This window comes from Vibrio sp. OPT24, assembly GCF_015163545.1.
Taxonomy (GTDB): Bacteria; Pseudomonadota; Gammaproteobacteria; order Enterobacterales; family Vibrionaceae; genus Vibrio; species Vibrio cyclitrophicus.
The window spans coordinates 53,540-75,480 of record NZ_JADDYI010000044.1; the positions used below are offsets into that span (position 1 = coordinate 53,540).

Sequence of the window (21,941 nt, forward strand, 5' to 3'; positions counted from 1 at the left end):
AAATTTGACCTTACATGAAAGTTTTTAATTGTTCTTCGATGGATGCTTTGTCAAAAATATTTTTAAGGCTGATGATATTCTCTTTTCCGCCTTCTTTTAACTGGTTTGCAACATCTGTTGCTGCTACCCAAATATCAGCATTACTTGAAGCCGCAGATGATAGATCTTCATGATCGACTTCTGCTTCAAAACCCATTTTTTTAGCGACTTCTTTTACTGCCATTTCCATCATAAGTGAAGTACCAAGGCCATTACCGCAAACTACAAGGATCTTTTTCATAATATTTGTCTCAATTGGATTTTAAAGGTTGAGAAGCTTCGTTCTCTTATTGTGTGAGAGCATAGTAATGGAAATATTACGAATTCAATAAGATCTCCATCACAAAGTCAAAATGAGATTGTGATGGGGGTCTCGTTAATTTTCAGCAAAGATACAGAGTGAGACTTTGATCAAATTTAACTTTTTTATTCGAATATGCAATGTATTTTATTCAAAGAGATTGGCTTATTTATTTGAGGCGTGCGGGTGTGAACATCGAGCGGCTTTATTGAGGAAAATAGACAATTAATCGTATCGACCGTAATCGGTAAGCATTTTCTTGAGCATGCTATTAACGTCTTTGGTCTTTTTGCTTCTTTTTGTTAATTGGCTAAGTGAGGTTGGTTTTGGATTTTCAATTTTTTCATTATCTATATCTTCAAGCTTGTCTTTCATTTTTTGTACTGCGGGTAAGAGCATGCGAATTTCTTCATTATTCGCATTCGTCAGCACAACAATATTTTCAGATTCGACTTGGGTGATAGTAAGAATACCGTGTTTTACAGATTCAACTTGTTCACCAATCATAATTGACTCAGGAGCTACTGAACGATCGGTAAGTTGACCTGTACGTAATTTCGCCGCACTAATAGCGCGAATATTTCCAGTATTTTCAAACGCAACAATAACAGTATGTGTATTGTAATATTCAACTACTGTCACATAGCCGTGTCTATTTGTTTTGAATCTAGCTCCATTGTTCATGTCGTGCGGAGCTTCCATTTTCTTCACGTGTGTCCTCTCTTCGTTTTGATGGCTGTTATATCTAATCAGCTCTAATTTTTATAGATAATGAATGGGTGAGTTAATACAAAGTATATACCCATCTAAACTTAAGATGAATCTTGAAGTGGCGGTAAATGAGGCACAACACAGAAAAGGGGTAATAATTACACAGAATTAACTGCACAATTACTCTGCTCACTACAAGGCATAAACATCTCGCGCTCATTTCATAAAGCTTGTTTACAAGTGACTGTTAGGTAGCTTTTTATTAGGTAATTGGTCAATAAATACAGGTAAATATGTGATGAAATCTGCATTGATAGTAGTTTTGTAAATTATTGATTTAATGAATGTTTACTGATTGCGTCTGTTTTTGTTAGAACATCCTATTCAAAACAATAAGATAGGTAAATATAATGAAAAAACTCGTCAGTTTACTGCTCGTTGCAGTATCGCTTGGGCTTTCTGGCTGTGCAACTGTATTAACTGCGGAACAAAGTGCTCCGCAATTGAGTGTGGTCCCACAAGAAAAAGCGCTGACTATTGCTGTCATTGATAAACGTCCATACGTTCTAGACCAAGATAAAGAACCAAAGTTTGAGGGCATCATTCGCAGTTCATTTGGGATACCTTATTCATATAATACGGCGACTCAGCAACCAATGTCTCAGTTTTTGACTGATAGGCTCGTTGCAGGCTTAAAGAAGCAGCAAGTGACGGTGGACTCAGTCGAGACGACACCAAACGAAGACATCACAAAAGTCGTTGAGCAGATGAAAGCGTTCGACAATAAATCTATGATGTTCGTCTTGAATGAATGGAAGTATGATTTCCACGCGTTCACAGATAACTCTTGGTACAACGTTAATGTGATTATTTATGATGAAGCCGGTAAGAAGTTACTGAGTAAAAACTTCCAAGGTGAGAATGATGTTCCGGATGGCGGCGCGATTATCAATGAGATGCAGCTTATCTATAAACAGCGTTTTGAAGAAATCTTTCAAGATGTTGAAGTAAAAAGTGCTTTGCTAAACTAGTTACTGGTATTTTCTTTTATATTCTAGAAAAGCCACGTCCTGTGGCTTTTTATTTTAACAATAGATCTAGTTAACTTATATCTGACTGCTCCGGTCGATCTCACCGATAAACACTCCGTTTTGCGCAATCCTTAACCGCGCGATCGTTTGCGTCAAAATATGTGATGAAAGTCTCATTTAACTGTCTATACTTCTCTTCCGGTTTTAAGCCGGTGCTTAGCCAATACAAGCCGTCACATGGATATGTGAATGACCCCACGGACCGGACCAGCTACGTTCCACTGCTTGTATAAGGTGATCTTTACATGAACAACTCGTTGTTACATTCGCTAACTTTGTTAGCTCCTTCATCGCGTAGCGTTTTGCTTGCGGTTCTTTGTCCTATTCCTTTGATGTCATTTATTTGGCTCATGTTCACTCTTTAAGGGCTACTAGGACACATTATGAATATTCTATTTGGTCTTGTCGGTGTGATTGCACTGATTGCTTGTGCGTGCTTGTTATCTGAAAGTCGTTCTGCGATTAACTGGAAAACGGTCTCTCGTGCACTATTACTTCAAATCGGTTTCGCAGCCCTAGTGTTGTATTTTCCATGGGGACAATTGGCACTAACGAGCATGAGCAACGGTGTTTCTAGCCTGCTTGGTTTTGCGGACGCTGGTATCGCTTTTCTTTTCGGTGATCTAGCCACTGATGGTTTTATTTTCGCAGTTCGCGTACTTCCAATTATCATCTTCTTCAGTGCTTTGATCTCCGCGCTTTACTACTTAGGCGTAATGCAAAAAGTGATTCAAATTCTTGGTGGTGCCGTGCAGAAACTGCTTGGTACCAGTAAAGCAGAATCTTTGGTCGCTACGGGCAACATCTTCCTTTCTCAGGGGGAGTCTCCTCTTCTTATTCGACCGTTTTTAAAATCTATGACTCGTTCTGAGCTGTTTGCCGTCATGGCTGGTGGTATGGCATCGGTTGCGGGTAGCGTGCTAGGTGGTTATGCCGGATTAGGTGTTGAGCTTAAATACCTTATCGCAGCAAGCTTCATGGCGGCTCCTGGTAGCCTTTTAATGGCGAAGATCATTGTTCCTGAGCGCAGTACGCCAAGTGATTACGAGCACATTGAGCTAGATAAAGCAGACCAAAGCAATGTGATCGATGCACTGGCAAGTGGTGCAATGAACGGTATGAAAGTGGCAGTCGCTGTCGGTACTATGTTGATAGCCTTCGTGAGTGTGATTGCGATGGTAAACACAGGATTAGAAAGCTTGGGTGAAACGTTTGGTTTTGCGGGTATTACGCTGCAAGCTATCTTCGGTTACCTGTTTTCGCCTTTAGCATGGCTCATTGGTATCCCGAGTGATGAAGTTTTGATGGCGGGTTCATACATCGGTCAGAAGATTGTAATGAACGAGTTTGTTGCTTTCATCGATTTCGTTGAGAACAAAGCGCTGTTATCTGAACACAGCCAAGTCATCGTGACGTTTGCTCTATGTGGCTTTGCTAACATTGGCTCTATCGCAATTCAGCTGGGTTCAATCGGTGTAATGGCACCAGAGCGTCGTGCTGAAGTGGCAAACTTAGGCTTGAAAGCAGTAGCTGCTGGTACGCTTGCAAACCTAATGAGTGCGTGTTTAGCGGGTATCTTCATCCTGCTTTAAGCGAGATTCAGTTGAAGCGAATATCTTTCTTGCGGATTCAACGTGAGAAGGGTGTCCGCTTTTTTGTGCCTGCTCGTTAAGTTGATTCAGATTCAAACTAACACTTTCATAGCTCTGCAGTGTACAAGGTTCACTCGGAAGAGTAATAGAGCAAGTCTCTCTTATCCTATATACTTGAATATCATTAGGTTGCGATTAATATCATTCTGTTTCGATTAATAGCATTCGGTTTCGATTAAGCACATCCGTTTTCGACGAAGAATAATGGCAACCAAGTCCAATAAATCAAAGGTCTCCCCATGAACATGCGCGTTCTCATTGGTATTATCACTGCCTTTATCGGCTTGTTTGCGATGGTTTATCTTATTGCCGGTGGTACTCAGTTTCCTATTTCTCAGTGGCCGCAAGAGGCTTATCTCGGTTTAGTGTTTAGCGTTGTATGGGGCACTGGCGTAGCGGCATCGGTAGCGTACTTTTTCTCGGCATTGGTATTTGTCACAGTTGCCGTCGTTTGCTATGCGATCGGTTATAAGATCGGTGGGTTCTTTTCAAGCAAACCGGAAGCTTAAACCATAAGTTCAAACAGACGACTCTTTGCACGTTCTTTTGGGGTTAACACTCGCCTTAACCCTCTCTTAACCCCCAACTCATTATCTTGTCTCCATTCTTACAGGAGACAAGAAGATGAAATTGAATCTTCCTTTAAAACATTCCCTTATTTCACTTGCTCTAATTGGTTTGATCGGTTGCACGACAACCAGTCAGACTGACTATGTTTCGCTAGCTGAGCAAAGCACTAATCAGACACAACAAAGCTTACTCGCAGAGCTGATTCAACTGGCTTCTAGTGATCAAGCGTCTACTCAACAAGATCTAGACGCTAAGAACCTACAACTCACCGATTTAGTGAACGCACCGGAGCTCGATCTCTATATCGAACGCGCTCTGAAGAACAGCCCAAGCCTCCAACAAAACATCACAGCACTCAAAATAGCCTATGCGCAGCAAGGTGTAACTTCAGGTGATCGCTTACCAACCGTCGATGCGAGCTTTTCTGGTCAAGCTGACGAGGGCACTAACGGTTCAAGCACCACTGAAACTTATACCACGGATGTCACCGTTGGTTGGGAGTTGGACCTATGGCAGAAATTAGCAGACACAAACAATGCAGCTTTAAAAGACATTGCGACGTCTCAGGCTAACCTTCAGGGCGCTCAAGATCTTTTGGTCGCGAGTGTGATGAGAGGTTGGCTTGATATCAGTTTGAAGCAACAGCTGGTCGATATTGAAACGCAGCGCTTGGTGATTCTAGAAAACAACGAAGAGCTAGTTTTAGAACGTTACCGCGCAGGGCTGGGTAGCCTTGAAGATTTAGATAACGCGAAAACGAGCAGCGCATCGACTCAGGCAACCTTGGCCGATTACCAAGAGCAACTTGCACAAAGTCGACGTGGGTTGGTTTTGTTAACGGGGCTGTGGAGTGGGGAGTCTGATGAAGCGTCTCTCACTGATCTCGGTTCATTTCCAACCATAATTAATCCATTAGATAACATGCCGACGCAAGATCTGGCAGGTCGTCCCGATCTGCAAGCGGCTTTCTTTAATATCGAAGCGGAAACTCTGCGTGCTGATGCCGCATATAAAGCAATGCTGCCGTCTATTAGCTTATCTGCAAGCCTAACCGATATGGCGGAGTCACCGAGTGAAGCGTTGCTTACCGGGCCTTTGTGGAGTGCGCTTGGCCAAGTATCCGCACCATTGTTTCAAGGTGGAAAGCTCAAAGCCCAAGCTGAGATTGCAGACCTGACTACAGAAACAAGCTACTGGGCTTACCAAGAAACACTGTTAAATGCGGTGAATGAAGTGGAAAACGCAATGGGGCAAGAATCTTCACTGACACTTCAACAGCAGCACCTAGCAAACGCATTGGTAAGCGCACAACGTAGCTTTGCCAGTTATGAAGAGAAATACCGTCAAGGTTTGGTCGATATTTTTGATCTACTTTCTGTTCAGCAACAAACCTACGACCTTGAAGCACAGCTAGCACAAACCATTTATAACCGTCTCGTAAACCGAATTGATTTAGGCCTAGCTCTGGGCTTGGGAGTATCCTCATGAAACTAAATACCGTCACTATTGCAATCACTCTAGTTGCTGGTTCAAGCATCTTTGCAGCCCTTGCTTACAATGGTTCTCAAGTGCAACCTTCGCCTCAGAATACGAATGAACTGACAGTTTCAGATCCTCAAGCTGAGTCTGTTACCACTAAGTCTATTGGAAGTAAGTCTATTGCAGTAAAGACTTTACCTGTTTCACAACAGCAACAGGTGTCGGTTGTAGCTGCAACTTTAGGCGATTATCTAGCGGAAGTTGTGGGCTATGGAGAAGCGAAGTCACGTTATGAACTGATGTTCTCAACAGAGGTGAGTGGTCGAGTCGAGGCGATCAGTTCACAGTTTGAAACTGGCCAAGTAATCGGCAAAGGTGAGGTGATCGCCAATATTGATTCGACTAGCTATCAGCAAGCTGTGACAGAAGCAAAAGCGAATGTTGCTCAAGCTCAACTGGATTTATTAGAAGAACAAAGGGAAGGTGAACAAGCCAAATCTGAATGGAAACGTTCTGGTTTATCTGGCGAGCCTGATTCACCTTTGGTATTGCGTGAACCGCAATTAGCACAAGTCACCGCAGCTCTAGATAACGCCAAACTCGAGCTAGCTAAGGCTGAACAAGACCTCGAAAAAACAACTTTGGTTGCCCCTTTTGATTCGTTGGTCGTGAGCCGTGATGTTCAACCCGGAAGCTATGCACAAACGGGTACTCAGATCGCTACGCTCTATAGCATTGATGAGGTTGAGGTATCAGTGCCGCTTTCTGAAAGCCAATGGTTGAGCTTACCAAACAGCGATAATTCGCAACTGAAACAGCAACCATGGCCAGTGACTCTGTCAAGTTCTGATGGCCAGTTCCAATGGCAAGGTTATGTCGAGCGAGTTGAGCAGCATTTACAGCAAGACACACGTCAACGTTCTTTGATCGTGAAAGTCGATAATCCTTTGGAACAACAGAAAGATCTTTACCCGGGCACATTTGTAAAAGCAACGATCTCTGGTAAACGACTCACTCAATTGTGGCAGCTTCCCGCTTCCGCAATTTCTCAGCAGGGCGACTTGTGGTTTGTCGATGCAAATGGCCAGCTTTCGAAATCAAACGCGAATGTGGAGTTTGAAAAAGGTGGTTTGATTTATGTCGATCCAACTAAGTTGAATAACCCAAACGTATCAAATAGTGACAGTGTACAAGTGGTAAAACGTCCATTAAGTAGCTTCAAAGTAGGTATGATCGTTCTGGCTAAGGCGGAGGGTTAAATCATGTCGAACGATAACCAAGCACGCGCTAACCAGACGTCGAGCAAGCCACATGCGGGTGCGATTGCCTGGTTTGCCAATAATTCTGTGGCGGCGAATTTACTGTTAATGGGTGTGATCATTACTGGTCTGATATCGCTTAACACGTTGCGTAAAGAAGCGTTCCCAAGTCTTGAGCCTGATGTCGTGTCGGTATCGGTCACCTATGACAGTGGCGACCCTATTCAAGCGGAAGAAGGCCTTGCGATTAAGATTGAAGACGCGTTAGAAACCGTGCCGGGCATTAAACGTATAACGTCAACTTCTGACGCGAACGGTAGCTATGTTTCTATTGAAAAAAACAGCACTTATGATCTTGATACTTTGTTGACTGAAGTGAAGACCAAGGTTGATGCGATTAACAACCTGCCTGCCGACGCTGATAACCCAGTGATTGATAAAGCTCGAATGCAAGATCACGCCTTGTGGGTACAGATTTATGGTGATGCAGACAGAGCAACGCTGCAGAGTTTAGCTGAACAGTTGAAGTCAGACTTATTGAGCCAGCCTGCAATCAGTGATTTGGAAATCAAGGCCAAGGCTGACCCTATGATCTCGGTTGAGGTTGATGAAAACAAGCTTCAAGCTTATGGGTTAACACTGACCGACGTGTCAGAAGCAATCAATGCGGAATCTTCTGCAGCTATCTCGACCAGCCTTCGCAATGGTGAAAAAACCGTTCGTTTGAAGGTGTCTGAACAAGCGTATGAATTACAAGATTTTGATGCGATTCCTGTACTGACGACTACCGATGGCACTCAAATTACCTTGGGTGACATCGCCCATGTTGAAGACATGTTTGCTGATGATACTTTTGTGCTTTCTCGTTATAACCAACAGAATGCGATGGCTATTGAGATTGTGATGGATGAATACGGAGACGTAGTCAGCATTGTTGAACAGGCTCAACAAGTGGTAGATCGCTGGGAAAACAGCAACATGCTGCCTAGCGATGTCGAGATTGAAACGTGGTACGACAAAAGTACCATGATCAAAGATCGCTTGAGCCTATTGGTGAAGAATGCGTTAACGGGTATTGCTCTGGTATTCATCGTGTTAGCCATATTCCTTAATGTCCGTGTTGCTTTCTGGGTAGCCGCAGGTCTGCCGTTTGTATTCTTTGGCACCATGTTCTTCATGACAGACACCTTCATGGGGTTAACCATCAATGAAATGACCACCTTTGGTTTCATTATGGCGCTCGGGATAGTGGTTGATGATGCCGTGGTGGTCGGAGAAAGTATTTACTCGACGCGTAAAGAAGACGGGGACTCAATAGACAGTACTATTCGCGGTACGATGAAGGTGGCATCTCCAACCATATTTGGTGTTTTGACGACAGTCGTTGCTTTTCTGGCGCTTGCTAGCGTTGAAGGAAAAATGGGGCAGATTTATGCTCAATTTGGCACTGTCGTGACGATATGTTTACTGCTGTCTTTGGTTGAGTCTAAGTTCATTCTGCCTTCGCACCTTGCACACATTAATACTAAGCGCAGTGAAAATAAGGGGCTGTGGGCTCGCGTTCAACATGCCGCCGATACAGGATTAGGTTGGTTTAATAAGCGTATCTACTGCCCTGTAATTGAATGGGCGCTGAAATTACGTTACGCCGTGGTGATGGTTTTCTTATCACTGCTTATCTTGGTGTCCGGGTTGCCTATGACGGGCGCGGTTCGTGTGGCGTTCTTCCCAGATATGCCGGGTGACACAGTGACAGCCGATATGTCGATGCAAAACGATGCCAGCTTTGGTCAAACACAGCAGAACTTGTTGGTGCTTGAAGCGGCAGCAAAACAAACCGATGAAACACTGAGATCTCAATACGGTGCTCAAGGTGAACCATCTGAATTGCTTAGCCTTCAGGTTATCGCCGATGCTGATGATTCGGGTCAGGTAAGAATTGAGCTCGACAGTGACAGTGTTTACACATCCAATGAATTTGCAGATTTGTGGGAAGAAACAGTTGGCCAAATGGAAGGCGTTAAGAAGCTGAAAGTCTTGTCTAAAATGGAGATGGTCGACAACTTTAAAGTTGAACTGAAAGCGTGGAATGAAGAATCAGTAACGGCTGCGGGCAATGAGTTCTTAGCCAAACTGCAAACCATCGACGGTGTGAGTGGCATTGACCACAACTTGGACCTTGGTGAACCTCAGTATCGCTTTGAATTAACACAACAAGGCCGAGCATTAGGGTTTGATACTGCAAGTCTTTCACAACAAGTGTTACAAGCGTTTGGTGGCGACATCGTTCAGCAGTTCCAACGTGGTAAAGATGAGGTGAAAGTTCGAGTTCGTTACCCAGAATCCGATCGTCAAACCATTGCTGATATTAAGCAGTCTAGTGTCAGAACCAACGATGGTACTGTGGTGCCTTTAAGTTCGGTTGCTGAAGTGCATTCAGATTACCAAGTTTCAGAGATTACACGTATTGATAGCCAGCGAGCGGTTTATATTAGTGCTGTATTGGATAAAGATGTAGTTGCACCTGCAGAATTGGTTCATCAGTTGCAAGATACTTTGGTACCCAATTTAGAAGCGCAATACCCGGGGCTAACGGTGGACTTTGCTGGCGAAACCGAAGAGCAAGAAGAGACGGCCAGTTCCATGATGAGTATGTTTGTGCTCGCGATGATCGCTATTTATACCTTACTCGCTATCCCGTTGCGTTCATACATACAGCCAATGATCATCATGACCGCGATTCCATTTGGTATTGTCGGTGCAATCTTAGGACACTGGTGGAATGACTTAACAATCAGTATCCTATCGTTAAATGGTATTTTAGCGTTAAGCGGTGTGGTGGTGAATGATAGCCTGCTATTGGTGTCTCGTTTTAACGAGTTAATCAAAGAAAAAGGCAAGTCAGTTCACGATGCGATTGTGGAAGCGTGTTCTAGTCGTCTAAGAGCGGTGTTACTTACATCTGTCACCACGTTCGCAGGTTTGACTCCACTATTAAGTGAAACGTCTTTACAGGCTCAGTTCCTTATTCCTGCGGCCGCTGCGCTAGGTTACGGTATTTTGTTTGCTACGTTCATTACGCTGATTTTGACGCCAGCGCTATTACTGATTCAATGCGAAATTAAATCGCTGATACTTAAAGCAACTCACCGAGTTAAAGGCGTCGAGCAAACGGCTTAATAAAGGCTAAGCTAATGATGATATCTAGGCTGATGGCTGCCGAGTTAGTCTCAGAAATATCGGTCTAGATTCGTTACAGATCAAAATATTAAATCGCCGCATAACAAGCCACACTACAAACAATAATAGAGGTCGTCACGATGGCAGAATCCGTCACCAATAAACTCACAGATAAGCTCCAATTGCTTTTGGTTGAAGATGACCTCGATTTGGCTACTGCGGTTATTGATTACTTAGATTTGGAAGATATTCAATGCGACCACGCGGCGAATGGATTAGCTGGGCTCAATCTCATCGAAACAAACCGCTATGATGCGGTGATCCTCGATCTTAACCTGCCTAAAATGAACGGATTGCAAGTCTGTGAAAACCTGAGAACGCAAGGTATTGATACGCCTGTATTGATGCTCACGGCGCGGGATACCCTAGACGACAAGCTGATCGGCTTTTCCAAAGGGGCCGATGATTATTTAGTGAAGCCATTTGCGATGGAAGAGCTGATTGTTCGAGCGCAAGTCTTGGCCAAACGACGCAGTGGGCAGGTAAGTCGTTTATCCGTTTGCGACTTAGAAATCGACCTTAAACAACATCAAGCTTATCGTGCCAATTCTCCTTTAAAGCTTTCACCGACCGCATTGAAAATATTAGAGATCTTGATGCGCTCTAGTCCTACCCCAGTTTCACGACAGACGATAATGCAAGGGGTGTGGGGGGACGAACAACCGGACAGCAACAGCTTAAAAGTACATATCTTTAATCTGCGCAAACAAGTGGATAGCGAGCAAGAGAATAAATTACTGCATACTATTGCTGGCAAAGGGTTTGCGATTAAGGAGTTACCTGAAAGATGAAGATTAGGCCAAGTTTAAGAATCTACGTCCTGCTGGCGATTTTGGTTACTGGAGTGACGACCATTCTGGTGCTATCGGCGTTGAGCATCAATTACTTTATCTCTGGGATGGATGTGGCTATGCGTGGCTCTATGATTGCTCAAGCTCAGCAAGAGGCTGTTAAGCCAGGTGAGCCAATGACCAATCAAGAGTTTACGGTTGCTACGCGCTGGAGCGATTTACCGCAAGGTATTCGAACTCATATTGAGCAGAGTAACGTTGAGTTAAACGTCATCTCGAAAAAGATTCTTGGCAAGTCGATATTTGCACCGCCAAAAGAAGGTTACTTTGTCATGAAGGTGATGAAGGGAGACGAAGTGCGTTACGTTTCGGCTGTGTTTGACCAAAGACAAGACCACTTTTTAGAAGACAAAGCATTGCCTCATTTTGTGACGATTTTTCTGACGGCGTTAGCCGCGATTATTCTGTTTTTTGCCATTTTAGTTTTGATACTACGAAAGGTAGCATCGCCCGTTGAACAACTAAAAAATTGGGCTAAATTGTTAGATAAAGATAACCTCTGCGAACCTACACCAGATTTTCATTTTAGTGAGTTGAATACTTTGGCAAATATCATTCGCGACAGCTTAAGTTCAGTTCAGAGTGGTTTAGAACGAGAGCAGAAGTTTTTAGGCTATGCCAGCCACGAGCTGCGCACGCCGATTGCAGTCACAAGAACCAATAGCGAACTGCTAGAGAAGTTGATTAAAAAGGGCAAGAGCCAAGAAAAGCAGCTTGAAGTGATAGACCGAATCAAGCGTGCAGGCTTTACCATGACAGATTTAACTGAAACCTTGTTGTGGCTAACCCGACAGCAAAATAAAGACCTACCAGTTGAGCACATACATCTTGGCGAATTGCTGCGACAGATAAACCACGACTTAACCTATCTATTAAATGGAAAAGCTGTGGTTGTAAACCTTGAAAGCGACGACACGCACTGCCAGTTACCTGTTGGGCTTACTCGCATTGTGCTGACTAACTTAATCCGAAATGCATTCCAACACACTGGCAGCGGTACTGTGCGTATTGTTCAATCAGGCTCAAAAGTCACCATCGTTAACCACAATACCGATGGCACAATCGAAGATAATCATTTGGGCTTTGGCCTAGGTCTGGAGTTAACTGAAAAGCTTCTGGCACAATATCAATGGCAATACCACAACCAAGAACAGGCTGGTGGACGTGAAGTGTGGGTGGATTTCTCATAATGCATTGGCTTGATCGTTTTAAAGTGTTTCGTTATCACCGAAAACAGACCCATCGTTGGAAAGGTAACAAGGCAAAGTCTTTGGGATGGACCAGCGAAGAGAGCCAACTGTGTCGCTTTGAAGTTATTGCGCGTTCGGCAGACTTTGAGAAAAAGAGTGTTTTAGATTTAGGTTGTGGCTATGGAGAGTTGTTTGAACTGCTTGATAGCGTCTATCGAATTCGCTCATACACAGGCGTTGATCAACATACCGATTTTTTAAATAAGGCCAAGCAAAATTATACAGAACAACGCTGCGAGTTTTTATCGGGTGACATGAGCATGATGAACCTCGAGCCACACGATATGGTTATCGCCAGTGGCTCATTGAACTACATCTCTCGTGATACAGATTACCTAACCAATATGATCACTCGTATGTTTGGATTAGCGAATCAGACTGTGATTTTTAACCTTCTCAATTCAAGTCAATATCCATCTCGCAATACCTTGATGAGTTACCACCCTGATGGCGTATATCGTTTCTGTAAAACGCTTTGTGATGATGTCTCGTTAATAGAGGGATACGCAGAAGGGGATTTCACGATAGTGATGAACAAAAGCGTATGATGACCTTAATATGAGCCAAAGCAACCACCTGCAATAGACAAAAGCCGCAAACCTAAAGAAGGGTGCGGCTTTTTGGGCTATTTAGACCAATTTATCTGTTACCGTTAACTTAACGAATGTTATTTAGCAAACGTAAATTCATCAACAGTCGTTATTGACTCAGTGGTTTGTTTTCTACGAGCCCATAAGGGATATTACTAAACACCTTAGGGTTGCCTTTTAGGGTTGGCGCTTCGTTTACTTGCTGCCAGTCGAGTAACATGATCGCCAGCACGTTGCGGTGTTCACCGTATTCAAGATCAAAATCACCAGTGATCGAAGGGATCATACCGCGTTGCTTGTCGATAGCGGATTGTATTGCGAGACGTGTTTTCTCAACAACGGGATCATTTTCTAAGCCTGCCAATAAGAAAGTTAACCCAACCTCAGCAATCACATCTTCTTTAGCACGTAGCAAAATCGTATCAATGTTCTCTCTGAAGTAATCGTAGATCCATTGATGTTCTTGTTCACTCACTTGGTGTTGATAGTACTCTGAGTCACCAAAGATCACGTGTGTCATGCCATAGAGTTTATTGCCGTACTGCTGGGTCGAAAGCTTCTTATCTTGCTCATCTGGGTAGGCCTTTTTGAAGGTATCGATGAACTGCTCGACAACATCTTGCTCTCCTAGTTGGCGTAGCCAATAGACCTGATTAGCTAATTGGGCAGCCCACGCTTTAATCATGTCTTCATTGGTCACGTATCGTGAGAAGTCATAACGACGAATGATTTCACGCAGCTCGGCATCATTGTTGTGTTCTAAACCGTATTCATTGGCTCGCGCCATAGAGCCTAGAAGGTCAACGCCAAGATAAAGGTATTCTGGCATGTGTTTGGTGATGTTGTAGCGTCGAACACTGCGCTCATCGTTATCGCCAACATAAGAAGCAACGCGCTTCTCTGAGTAGAGTACGATTTGCTCCATGGTATGAACGTCGTTCGATAGGGTGCTGAGTTTACTCGCTACACGTGCCATATCACTCCACACCGCAGCCGAATATTTATCGTCTAATGTTTGGCGATACATGCGCAGCCCGTAGTGACCTTCTTTGAAGGCGGGCAGGGTGTAAAGTTGAGTTTCGTATGTAGTGCGAATGAGGTCAGCTGATTGCTTAAAAGATTCTTTCTGAGATTGGAGATCATCAGCTTGGTATTGAGTCTCTGTTGCGCTTGGTTCCTGAAGCGTTTCCTGTGCGTGAACCGCAATTGCAAAGGAGGCTGATAACAAAGTGCATAGGGTTATGGTTTTTAACTTCATGTCGTAAGGTACCAAGCTGATTAATAGTACAAGTAAAATAACATTGATGAATCCTTTAATGTAAGGTTTGGGTCAATACAATGTAAGCTTTATAAGGTTCATTGAGGATTTTTGATTTAACAACCGGAGTGACTAATTGGCTTATCAGTGATGAATGACTCAATAATGAGTGGAGACCGGACGCTAAATGTGGATTTTTAACGACTTGACGGCATACTTGAAGAGTAAGCCAGAAATGAGCCAGTTAAAGGCAGTAAACAGAACAAAAGTGTTAGAGGTTCGTGAATGCCAAGTCGTTCTAGCAAGCAGTGGCCTGCCAAATTATTATCTTTGTTGTTTTTCTTGTTGGTTGTGAGCGCCATAGAGTTCTTTCACACCAAACAGTTAGTCTTCCTACAAAATGAATCCTATTCCGAGGCAAAGAGGCAGCTCTCTATTATCCGATCTCGCATAGAAGCGACGATCGTTTCCGATATGTATATTCTCAATAGCTTATCAACCCTTGTATCCGTAAACCCTAATAGCGACCAAAAAGACTGGGAGCAAATTGCGCAAAATATTATTCGAGATGGTTTCCATATTCGATTGATAGCTTTAGCTGAAGATGATGTTCTAAATTTCGTTTATCCAATGGAAGGCAATGAACAAATCCTTGGCATTGACTATCGCGACCACCCAACCCAATGGGAATCGGTTGAAATTGCTCGTAATATCGGCAATACATTTATTGCTGGCCCATTTGAGTTGTTTCAAGGCGGCCAAGCCTTGATCACACGCACGTCTATCTTTAGAGATCCCCCTTTTAATCAAGACTATTGGGGAGTTTTGAGTGCCGTGATCGATTTAGATTCACTGCTCGAGGATGTTGGGGTCGATGGAATAGAAAATAAATATGAGTTTGCGATTTGTGGTGCAAATAGTATGGGCCAAGAGGGCGCTGTTTTCTATGGCAAAGAAGATGTGTTCAATAATGCCTTTACGACCGAGCAAGTAAATTTTCCATACGGTGGATGGTACCTTGCTTTATCTGGGAATGAGCATGTGCTTATGGATGTGCCTTGGTATCGTATCCATGGTGTTAGGCTTGTAGGCTACACTCTGATGCTTATTCTTGCGATTGCTTATATTATGATTTACCGGCTTTATCGTGTTGCGGATAGCCGATCAATGCATGATGAATTGACAATGTTGCCGAATCGACGCTATTTCATGTATAGCCTAAAGCAAGCATTTAAAACGGTTCAAAAACAGAGAACACAGACCTTTGCTGTGGTTAATATTGACCTCGATGGCTTTAAAGCGATTAACGATACTTATGGTCATGCAGCGGGCGACAAAGTTTTAATTGAATGTGCTAAACGGATAAAAAGTAAACTGCGCACCTCTGATATTGTTGCAAGAATAGGTGGGGATGAGTTCTTAGTGTTGTTGCCACGTATTATCGATGATCAACACGTGGCATCGATTACAAGTAAGCTACAAAGTGCGATTTGTGAAACTCCAGTCGTTTACGACGGGCACTCGATTTATCTCAGTATCAGTGTTGGTTGGGTAAGTTATAATGACAACTTCAATGATATAGATGGTCTATTGAAAGCTGCTGACGAAAAAATGTACCAACAGAAGCGCCAAGTCACCTAAGTTGAATCTGGTCTATGATTAGAATTTAGTTGCTGAAAGTGGGGAAAAGCCTCAGAATACCGCGCTTTGCTTCGTATCAATGATTTGATAAGCAAAAGCTGAAGCAACGCATTTTTATCGTGTTGCTCATACTAAATGTTATTCAACTGAGAAAATAATCTATGAGTTTTACCTCCCTTGGCCTTTCTGAACCGATCCTTAAAGCTATTGAAGCACAAGGTTACGATAAGCCATCACCAATCCAAGAGAAAGCCGTGCCTGCTGTCCTAACGGGCAAAGATGTTATGGCCGCTGCTCAAACAGGTACAGGTAAAACTGCAGGCTTCACGCTACCTATTCTTGAAATGTTATCAAAAGGCCCTCGCGTACGTCAGAACCAAGTTCGTGCGCTAGTGCTAACACCAACACGTGAGCTTGCTGCGCAAGTGAACGGCAGCGTAGTTAAATACGGTATTAATTTACCGCTTACTTCTACCGTTGTGTTTGGTGGCGTGAAAATTAACCCTCAGATGCAAAAATTGCGTAAAGGTAGTGATGTGCTGGTGGCAACACCAGGTCGTCTACTTGACCTATATAACCAAAATGCTGTGCGTTTTGACCAACTTGAAATTCTAGTGCTAGATGAAGCTGACCGTATGCTAGACATGGGCTTCATTCGTGATATCCGTAAAATCTTAGCATTTTTGCCTAAGAAGCGTCAGAACTTACTGTTCTCAGCGACTTTCTCTGATGATATCCGTAGCCTAGCAAAAGGCTTGGTGAACAATCCTGTTGAGATCTCGGTAAGCCCTGCAAACTCGACAGCGAAAACGGTTGAGCAAAGCATCTACCCAGTAGACAAAAAGAAAAAGAGCGCCATGCTAGCTAAGCTGATCAAAGATAACGATTGGCGACAAGTGTTGGTATTCAGCAAAACAAAACACGGTGCAAACAAGCTTGCTCGTTTCCTTGAAGAGCAAGACATCACAGCCGCTCCTATTCATGGTAACAAGAGCCAAGGTGCGCGTACTAAAGCCTTAGAGAACTTTAAAACAGGTAAAGTGCGAGTGCTTGTTGCGACCGATATAGCTGCTCGTGGTATCGATATCCCACAGCTACCTCAAGTGGTTAACTTCGATCTTCCGCATGTATCAGAAGACTATGTACACCGTATTGGTCGTACTGGCCGTGCTGGTGAAGTCGGTAAAGCAATTTCATTGGTGTGTGCTGATGAAGTGGGTGAGCTGTTCGGTATTGAACGCCTGATTCAACAGGTGCTAGAGCGTCGTGAACTTGAAGGTTTCTCCCCAGTAAATAAGTTACCTGAGTCTCGACTCGATTCTCGTCCAATTAAGCCTAAAAAACCGAAGAAGCCTCGTGAACATTCTGATGGCCAACGTTCAGGTGAGAACGCTCGCGGACATAAACCAGCAGGTAAAAACAAGCGTCATGTCTCTGGTTCAGGTTCTGCTCCTAAGCGTAAGCCAAATTCAGCTAAGAAGGCGACTGATGGCAATTCAGCCGTTGCAACGGATGATCAGTCAGTAAGAAATAATGGCAGTAACTATAAACGCGGTAATGCGGCTAACAAGCCTTCTGTGAATAACTCAGGTTCTCAAAGTACATTGGGTAAACCTAATGCTTCTGGTAAACCGAACAACTCTGGCAAGCCAGCAGGCGCAGGGAAACCTAAGAAGACAGGTTACGGTGGTAGCTATGGTTCAAATAAGCCTTCGGCGAATAAGCCAGCAGCGAATAAACCATCTAGAAGCCGTGCTAAGCCAGCACCTCAGAAATAGTTTTTCTTTGGTAAGTCGATAAGCAGATAGGTTAATAAGATAAGTGTTGTAGAGGTTCTGTAACAAGAATTGCTTTTTAGGATAATTCTTGTTCATTAGTCACTTTCTGCTACTTAACTCAAATAAACGCGAATATTGAATTTCAATGTTCGCGTTTTTTATGGGTGTTGTTTAACAAACTAGCAGGGATTTATTTGTGTTTAAAGTCATTGAATCTAAGGGAAATAAGGTATGTAGAGGAAGGTTAATAAATCTTTAATGGTTCATTAATAACAACATAATCACTAGCGTTTTTGTTGGTTTTTGCAATTTGCAATTTCAGTTTGCAAAACAAACAAGGATTTACGTCTAATACGTGTCCAGATGCGTAGAAAATACGGGTTTTTAAAGTTGGCACGCATAGTGCATTAGTATTAGTGACCCTTCTTAAGCCGAGGGTCACCTAGCCAACTGACGTTGTTAGTGAACCCTTATTGTTCACACAAAATATATGACCAATCACCCTTTTGTGATTGGTTTTTTTTTGCCTGAATTTTAGGTCCCATTTTTTGTTATTACTTTTTACTCCCCGCACTTCGAGTAACAGCTTGGTTGGCGCGGGCATTCTCCTCCTCTTGAGCAGATAAGCCTCGCCTCTGTCTCTATCCCACGTTCAATCCAATTTATATTTAGAATCTTGGCTATTGTCGTGAGATCTTTCTTGATGTTACGTGGGATAACCACAGAACCGCCGTTATTAACGCATGACGCTTTAAGTTGCTCTGCTATGTCTCTTGAATTACCGCCTTGAGCATCAATCGCAGGGTTGAGATCTATACCAGCACATAACACGCGATTGTTGCCGGCAGGATCCGTCATATTGATAGATTCACAGCAGTAGATCCTTGGCTCATCGCCCACATTCAAAATGGAGATTTGAGCCGAGCTTCCCGCTCGAGGTTCTGATAATCGACGGAATACAGCCCAATGTTGACATGGATCAGCCACCGTTCTCATATTTCCCCAAGGTAGCGGAATCCCGTTCCCGCGGTAAACTGCCTTGAGTTTCCCCGGCCCATAAGCATCAAAGTAGTGCCAGTGAGGGTAGGGCGATACTACCGTCATTCGACGCATCGCAACAGAGGGGGAAACCCCTGCTCTTTTGTGAACGTCGATTTCGTAACCAGTACGGTCGAGTAACTGCCTAAACGGGACTTTTGGGCACAACAATGCCCCAGCAAAGAAGCTGGATTCAAAATCTCGCCATGCTTGTAGAATATCTTGAGAGTTGAGCTGTGAAGATCCTGATACCTGGTTGTCGTCCCATGTGTTGTTGTTACCGACCGACAACACACTCTTTAGGCCTTCTTTGCTGTGCAGAATGCAATGGCCGATATAAACCGAGAGGTCGTATTTCAGACGGGTAGGGTACTCTTTAAGAATCTCGTTCAAGAAGATCGTACCGGGAGGCTCAAAAAACGAGGTGACTAACTGCTTGGCATTAATCCCTAGCTCATCAACAACGTCTTGTGGTGTACGAGTTACCCAGCGGATGTTGATTCCTAGGTTTCTAGCGATGTCTATAAGGTCTTCTACGCTGAGGTTAAGGCGTTTTAAGCCCACTTCCTCTGCGGCGCGCTCAAGGTCGGGGAAGTGGTTCTGGTTGCTCTCTTGGTGTGCCCTAATCAAGAGATGCGCAAACTGACGGCCCGAGATTCCCGTTTGTGACAGCATTTCAGGAATAGCAATTTGTAGGATGTCGTTGGAGAAAAGGAAACTAGGCTCAAGTGCCATGCCACTTATCCCACCACGATTCCCTTTATCAGGGGCAATGGCTTGTTGTTCAGATTCATCGTCGAGGAACCAGGTTGGGTTCTTCTGAAAGACCTGTGCTACCACCTCCAGCATATCAATGCTTGGAACCCGCTTTCCACGTTCAATCATTGAGAGGTAAGAAACGGAAGGTGCGTATTCTGGGTTGATTCTAATACAACGCGCAGACAGATCTTCCATCGTTAAATGGTTACGTTTTCTTAGGTTTCGTATTTTCGTACCCAGGAAGTGTGACTTACGAACTAAACTTTTTGACAAGGCCATATTTGTAAAATTCACATTGTAAAATTTTTGTTGTGAAATTGTATGTAAAAAAGCGCTAATCTACAAACTAAGCAATTCACAAAATGACAAATAAATTAAACGTTAGTTTGGAATAATTGCTCTAGGACACATTTTTGCTGTAGAAATCGGTGGTTACCACCGGACTGGTCAAGAGGGAAAGACTATGAATATGCTGACATTCGATAAAACAGAAATCCAAAAACAATCAAAGCCATTTATCGCTGAAGCTGTCTTTGCCGTGGAGACAATCAGTGCCAACCAGCAAACTGAGAAGCAAGTGAAAGCGAAGCAACTGCTTGATAGACTTTTTCCGTTAGAGAACGGCTCACATCAAGATGTGACTAGCTACGTAGTCGATTACCGCCATATCATGGCTTACTTTAAAGATGGCCAGCACAGTGGCTTAAAGCACCCTAAACAGTTTGTAGCGTACATGGGTGAGAAGAATGACCCAGACTCTATCTTGTTCCGCGATAGTAGCGGAAGCCACTTAGAGGTGATGATTGGTTGCCATAAAGGAACGGGTTGTATTGAACTGGTTGAGATTAATGATATTCAACTTGAGTCTTGCACAACCTTTGGCCAGTCGCCAATGGAAGCTACGACCACAATGCGTGAAGAGACTATCGCAGCAATGCGCCACTGGATAAGTTTGATTCAAGGTGATGCGAAGGGTAAACCAAAGGCATGCAGTGAAGACAAAGAGTTCAGAGCAAAAAGTGGTGAAGATTACTGTCTAAATTATTGTTACCAAATCTAGTTACATGAAATAGGGTTGAGATAACTATAAAGTTAAAGCCAGTAGATAATCAATCGATACGTCTACTAACGAGAAAAGCCCCAAAGATTAACGCAGTAGTTAGTCTTTGGGGCTTTTTGATGCTCTTCTCAACGTATATTGATTAATGCTTCACTGGCTCTAGTTGAGATTTACTAGTGATAACCTTAAAGAGGCATGACTCGGTTACGGCCAAGTGATTTCGCTTCATAAAGTAATTTATCCGCGCGTTCAACTAATGACTGGGCTGATTCGCCTGGTTCAAGTTCAGCAACACCAAACGAAGCGGTAATATTACCAACCTGTTTTCCACTACGGCGATCTTTAATCGACAGCTTTTCTAGAGAACGTCGGTTGGTATCAGCAAGTTGGCGAGCTATGCGTAGTGATTTGTTTGGAACGATAAGAGCGAACTCTTCACCACCAAATCGGTATGCTGAAATACCTTCTCGGCAACTTAATTTCAATTTACGAGCAATTCCTTTAAGAACCATGTCACCAAACAAGTGGCCATACGTGTCATTGAAGTTTTTAAAATGATCGATGTCGAGCAGAATTAAACACAGAGATTGTTTCGCTTCACACAAGGTTTCTATATCACGGTCGAAAGACCGACGATTATAGAGCGTCGTTGTGCTGTCAAAAAGCGCATCTTTCTGTACTTCTACCAATTGGGTCTTCAGCTTGGTGATCTCTAACGTTGCAGAATTCAACTGAGAATTGAGAAATTGGGTCGAGTGACGGATATTCCGAGATTCTGAAACAAGTTGGCGAACCAAAGACATGACTTCATCGATAGACAAACTATCATTGTCAACACGAGCTAGATCCTCGAAGCTTTTATCGATCATATCGGAGAAAGCGGAGGTGTCAGTGAGCGTATCGTTCATCGAGTTCGAGACTTCAGAAACCAACAATTCTAAGTTTGCGCGAAGATCGTTGATGTTGGTTTCGGATTTGCTAGCAACATAATTGTTGTAAAGTTGCTCACCAATAGCTGGTGGGCAAATGCCGTAGCTTTCCAAAATACCATCCATGTCTTGAGTCAGCTGCGGGATAGCATTATCGACATAGGTGTACCAAAGTGCATAATTTGCAGGTGTGGTGGACACTCTGTTCTTCATCATAAGAGGTACCGCTTTTTTTAGATTAGCGGTGGATTTCTGAAATTCGTCTTTTTTCATTATTTTTACTGCAGATACCAAACTAACTCAAGCCACTTTCGGACAAGATTAGCGGATTTCGAAGGTCTTTGCTTCAAAAATTATATGATTAATGGATGAGGGTTGGATAAATTACTTATTTTTATTATGAATATCGATTGCGCATTGATTAATGGCAGGTAATGGATTGTTC

General features: G+C 43.4%; 17 protein-coding genes. 12 read left to right on the forward strand and 5 right to left on the reverse strand.

Features of this window, described 5'->3' with window-relative positions; genetic code table 11:
- Positions 1-10: 10 nt before the first annotated feature.
- Entirely contained in the window at positions 11-280 is a 270-nt protein-coding gene (locus IQO02_RS08825) for a PTS sugar transporter subunit IIB (RefSeq protein ID WP_010428543.1), read from the reverse strand.
- Positions 281-565: 285 nt separating this feature from the next.
- Positions 566-1,042: a hypothetical protein gene (locus IQO02_RS08830; protein ID WP_016769108.1), complete on the reverse strand. Its 477-nt coding sequence runs from the start codon at positions 1,040-1,042 to the stop codon at positions 566-568.
- 419 nt (positions 1,043-1,461) lie between these two features.
- Here IQO02_RS08830 and IQO02_RS08835 point away from each other — a divergent pair, with 419 nt between their 5' ends.
- The 9 genes from IQO02_RS08835 to IQO02_RS08875 all read left to right on the forward strand — a co-directional run bounded on the left by IQO02_RS08835 (position 1,462) and on the right by IQO02_RS08875 (position 12,991).
- A complete protein-coding gene (locus tag IQO02_RS08835; RefSeq protein ID WP_010428546.1) occupies positions 1,462-2,082 on the forward strand; it encodes a hypothetical protein in 621 nt (206 codons plus the stop codon).
- A 443-nt stretch (positions 2,083-2,525) separates the two neighbouring features.
- Positions 2,526-3,734, forward strand: coding sequence for a NupC/NupG family nucleoside CNT transporter (locus tag IQO02_RS08840; RefSeq protein WP_010428547.1), 1,209 nt, complete (start codon positions 2,526-2,528; stop codon positions 3,732-3,734).
- Positions 3,735-4,033: 299 nt separating this feature from the next.
- Complete coding sequence (locus IQO02_RS08845; protein ID WP_016798369.1) at positions 4,034-4,303, forward strand: hypothetical protein; 270 nt, start codon at positions 4,034-4,036, stop codon at positions 4,301-4,303.
- A 115-nt stretch (positions 4,304-4,418) separates the two neighbouring features.
- Positions 4,419-5,852, forward strand: coding sequence for a TolC family protein (locus IQO02_RS08850; protein WP_016794456.1), 1,434 nt, complete (start codon positions 4,419-4,421; stop codon positions 5,850-5,852).
- Positions 5,849-7,102, forward strand: coding sequence for an efflux RND transporter periplasmic adaptor subunit (locus tag IQO02_RS08855; RefSeq protein WP_016784177.1), 1,254 nt, complete (start codon positions 5,849-5,851; stop codon positions 7,100-7,102). Before IQO02_RS08850 ends, IQO02_RS08855 begins: the two co-directional genes overlap by 4 nt.
- A gap of 3 nt (positions 7,103-7,105) precedes the next feature.
- Entirely contained in the window at positions 7,106-10,282 is a 3,177-nt protein-coding gene (locus IQO02_RS08860; RefSeq protein ID WP_016799637.1) for an efflux RND transporter permease subunit, read from the forward strand.
- Positions 10,283-10,422: 140 nt separating this feature from the next.
- Positions 10,423-11,133, forward strand: coding sequence for a response regulator transcription factor (locus IQO02_RS08865; protein WP_102282576.1), 711 nt, complete (start codon positions 10,423-10,425; stop codon positions 11,131-11,133).
- Positions 11,130-12,383, forward strand: a complete 1,254-nt coding sequence (locus tag IQO02_RS08870; protein ID WP_010428553.1) for a sensor histidine kinase — start codon at positions 11,130-11,132, stop codon at positions 12,381-12,383. Before IQO02_RS08865 ends, IQO02_RS08870 begins: the two co-directional genes overlap by 4 nt.
- Positions 12,383-12,991, forward strand: coding sequence for a class I SAM-dependent methyltransferase (locus IQO02_RS08875; RefSeq protein WP_016799639.1), 609 nt, complete (start codon positions 12,383-12,385; stop codon positions 12,989-12,991). The genes IQO02_RS08870 and IQO02_RS08875 overlap by 1 nt, the downstream gene beginning before the upstream one ends.
- A gap of 151 nt (positions 12,992-13,142) precedes the next feature.
- On the opposite strand, the gene IQO02_RS08880 is transcribed toward IQO02_RS08875, so the two are convergent.
- Positions 13,143-14,291: a DUF3541 domain-containing protein gene (locus IQO02_RS08880; RefSeq protein ID WP_010428558.1), complete on the reverse strand. Its 1,149-nt coding sequence runs from the start codon at positions 14,289-14,291 to the stop codon at positions 13,143-13,145.
- 285 nt (positions 14,292-14,576) lie between these two features.
- Between IQO02_RS08880 and IQO02_RS08885 the strand changes: the two genes are divergently transcribed.
- A complete protein-coding gene (locus IQO02_RS08885) occupies positions 14,577-15,932 on the forward strand; it encodes a diguanylate cyclase (protein WP_010428560.1) in 1,356 nt (451 codons plus the stop codon).
- 161 nt (positions 15,933-16,093) lie between these two features.
- Positions 16,094-17,710 carry a DEAD/DEAH box helicase gene (locus IQO02_RS08890; protein WP_016769118.1) on the forward strand — a complete coding sequence of 539 codons (1,617 nt, stop codon included), beginning with the start codon at positions 16,094-16,096 and terminating at the stop codon, positions 17,708-17,710.
- A gap of 561 nt (positions 17,711-18,271) precedes the next feature.
- Here IQO02_RS08890 and IQO02_RS08895 read toward each other — a convergent pair.
- A complete protein-coding gene (locus tag IQO02_RS08895; protein WP_081323859.1) occupies positions 18,272-19,801 on the reverse strand; it encodes a DUF3612 domain-containing protein in 1,530 nt (509 codons plus the stop codon).
- Between the two features lie 169 nt (positions 19,802-19,970).
- Here IQO02_RS08895 and IQO02_RS08900 point away from each other — a divergent pair, with 169 nt between their 5' ends.
- Positions 19,971-20,567 (forward strand): malate synthase, encoded by a 597-nt coding sequence (locus IQO02_RS08900; RefSeq protein ID WP_010428571.1) that lies wholly within the window; start codon positions 19,971-19,973, stop codon positions 20,565-20,567.
- A gap of 185 nt (positions 20,568-20,752) precedes the next feature.
- Here the strand turns inward: IQO02_RS08900 and IQO02_RS08905 are convergent, their stop codons facing one another.
- Positions 20,753-21,769: a GGDEF domain-containing protein gene (locus IQO02_RS08905; protein ID WP_016799640.1), complete on the reverse strand. Its 1,017-nt coding sequence runs from the start codon at positions 21,767-21,769 to the stop codon at positions 20,753-20,755.
- Positions 21,770-21,941 lie beyond the last annotated feature (172 nt).

Excerpts from the sequence above, each read along its gene's own strand:
- IQO02_RS08825 (WP_010428543.1), bottom strand. The coding sequence starts at position 280 with ATGAAAAAGATCCTTGTAGTTTGCGGTAATGGCCTTGGTACTTCACTT.
- IQO02_RS08830 (WP_016769108.1), bottom strand. The coding sequence starts at position 1,042 with ATGGAAGCTCCGCACGACATGAACAATGGAGCTAGATTCAAAACAAAT.
- IQO02_RS08835 (WP_010428546.1), top strand. The coding sequence starts at position 1,462 with ATGAAAAAACTCGTCAGTTTACTGCTCGTTGCAGTATCGCTTGGGCTT.
- IQO02_RS08840 (WP_010428547.1), top strand. The coding sequence starts at position 2,526 with ATGAATATTCTATTTGGTCTTGTCGGTGTGATTGCACTGATTGCTTGT.
- IQO02_RS08845 (WP_016798369.1), top strand. The coding sequence starts at position 4,034 with ATGAACATGCGCGTTCTCATTGGTATTATCACTGCCTTTATCGGCTTG.
- IQO02_RS08850 (WP_016794456.1), top strand. The coding sequence starts at position 4,419 with ATGAAATTGAATCTTCCTTTAAAACATTCCCTTATTTCACTTGCTCTA.
- IQO02_RS08855 (WP_016784177.1), top strand. The coding sequence starts at position 5,849 with ATGAAACTAAATACCGTCACTATTGCAATCACTCTAGTTGCTGGTTCA.
- IQO02_RS08860 (WP_016799637.1), top strand. The coding sequence starts at position 7,106 with ATGTCGAACGATAACCAAGCACGCGCTAACCAGACGTCGAGCAAGCCA.
- IQO02_RS08865 (WP_102282576.1), top strand. The coding sequence starts at position 10,423 with ATGGCAGAATCCGTCACCAATAAACTCACAGATAAGCTCCAATTGCTT.
- IQO02_RS08870 (WP_010428553.1), top strand. The coding sequence starts at position 11,130 with ATGAAGATTAGGCCAAGTTTAAGAATCTACGTCCTGCTGGCGATTTTG.
- IQO02_RS08875 (WP_016799639.1), top strand. The coding sequence starts at position 12,383 with ATGCATTGGCTTGATCGTTTTAAAGTGTTTCGTTATCACCGAAAACAG.
- IQO02_RS08880 (WP_010428558.1), bottom strand. The coding sequence starts at position 14,291 with ATGAAGTTAAAAACCATAACCCTATGCACTTTGTTATCAGCCTCCTTT.
- IQO02_RS08885 (WP_010428560.1), top strand. The coding sequence starts at position 14,577 with ATGCCAAGTCGTTCTAGCAAGCAGTGGCCTGCCAAATTATTATCTTTG.
- IQO02_RS08890 (WP_016769118.1), top strand. The coding sequence starts at position 16,094 with ATGAGTTTTACCTCCCTTGGCCTTTCTGAACCGATCCTTAAAGCTATT.
- IQO02_RS08900 (WP_010428571.1), top strand. The coding sequence starts at position 19,971 with ATGAATATGCTGACATTCGATAAAACAGAAATCCAAAAACAATCAAAG.
- IQO02_RS08905 (WP_016799640.1), bottom strand. The coding sequence starts at position 21,769 with ATGAAAAAAGACGAATTTCAGAAATCCACCGCTAATCTAAAAAAAGCG.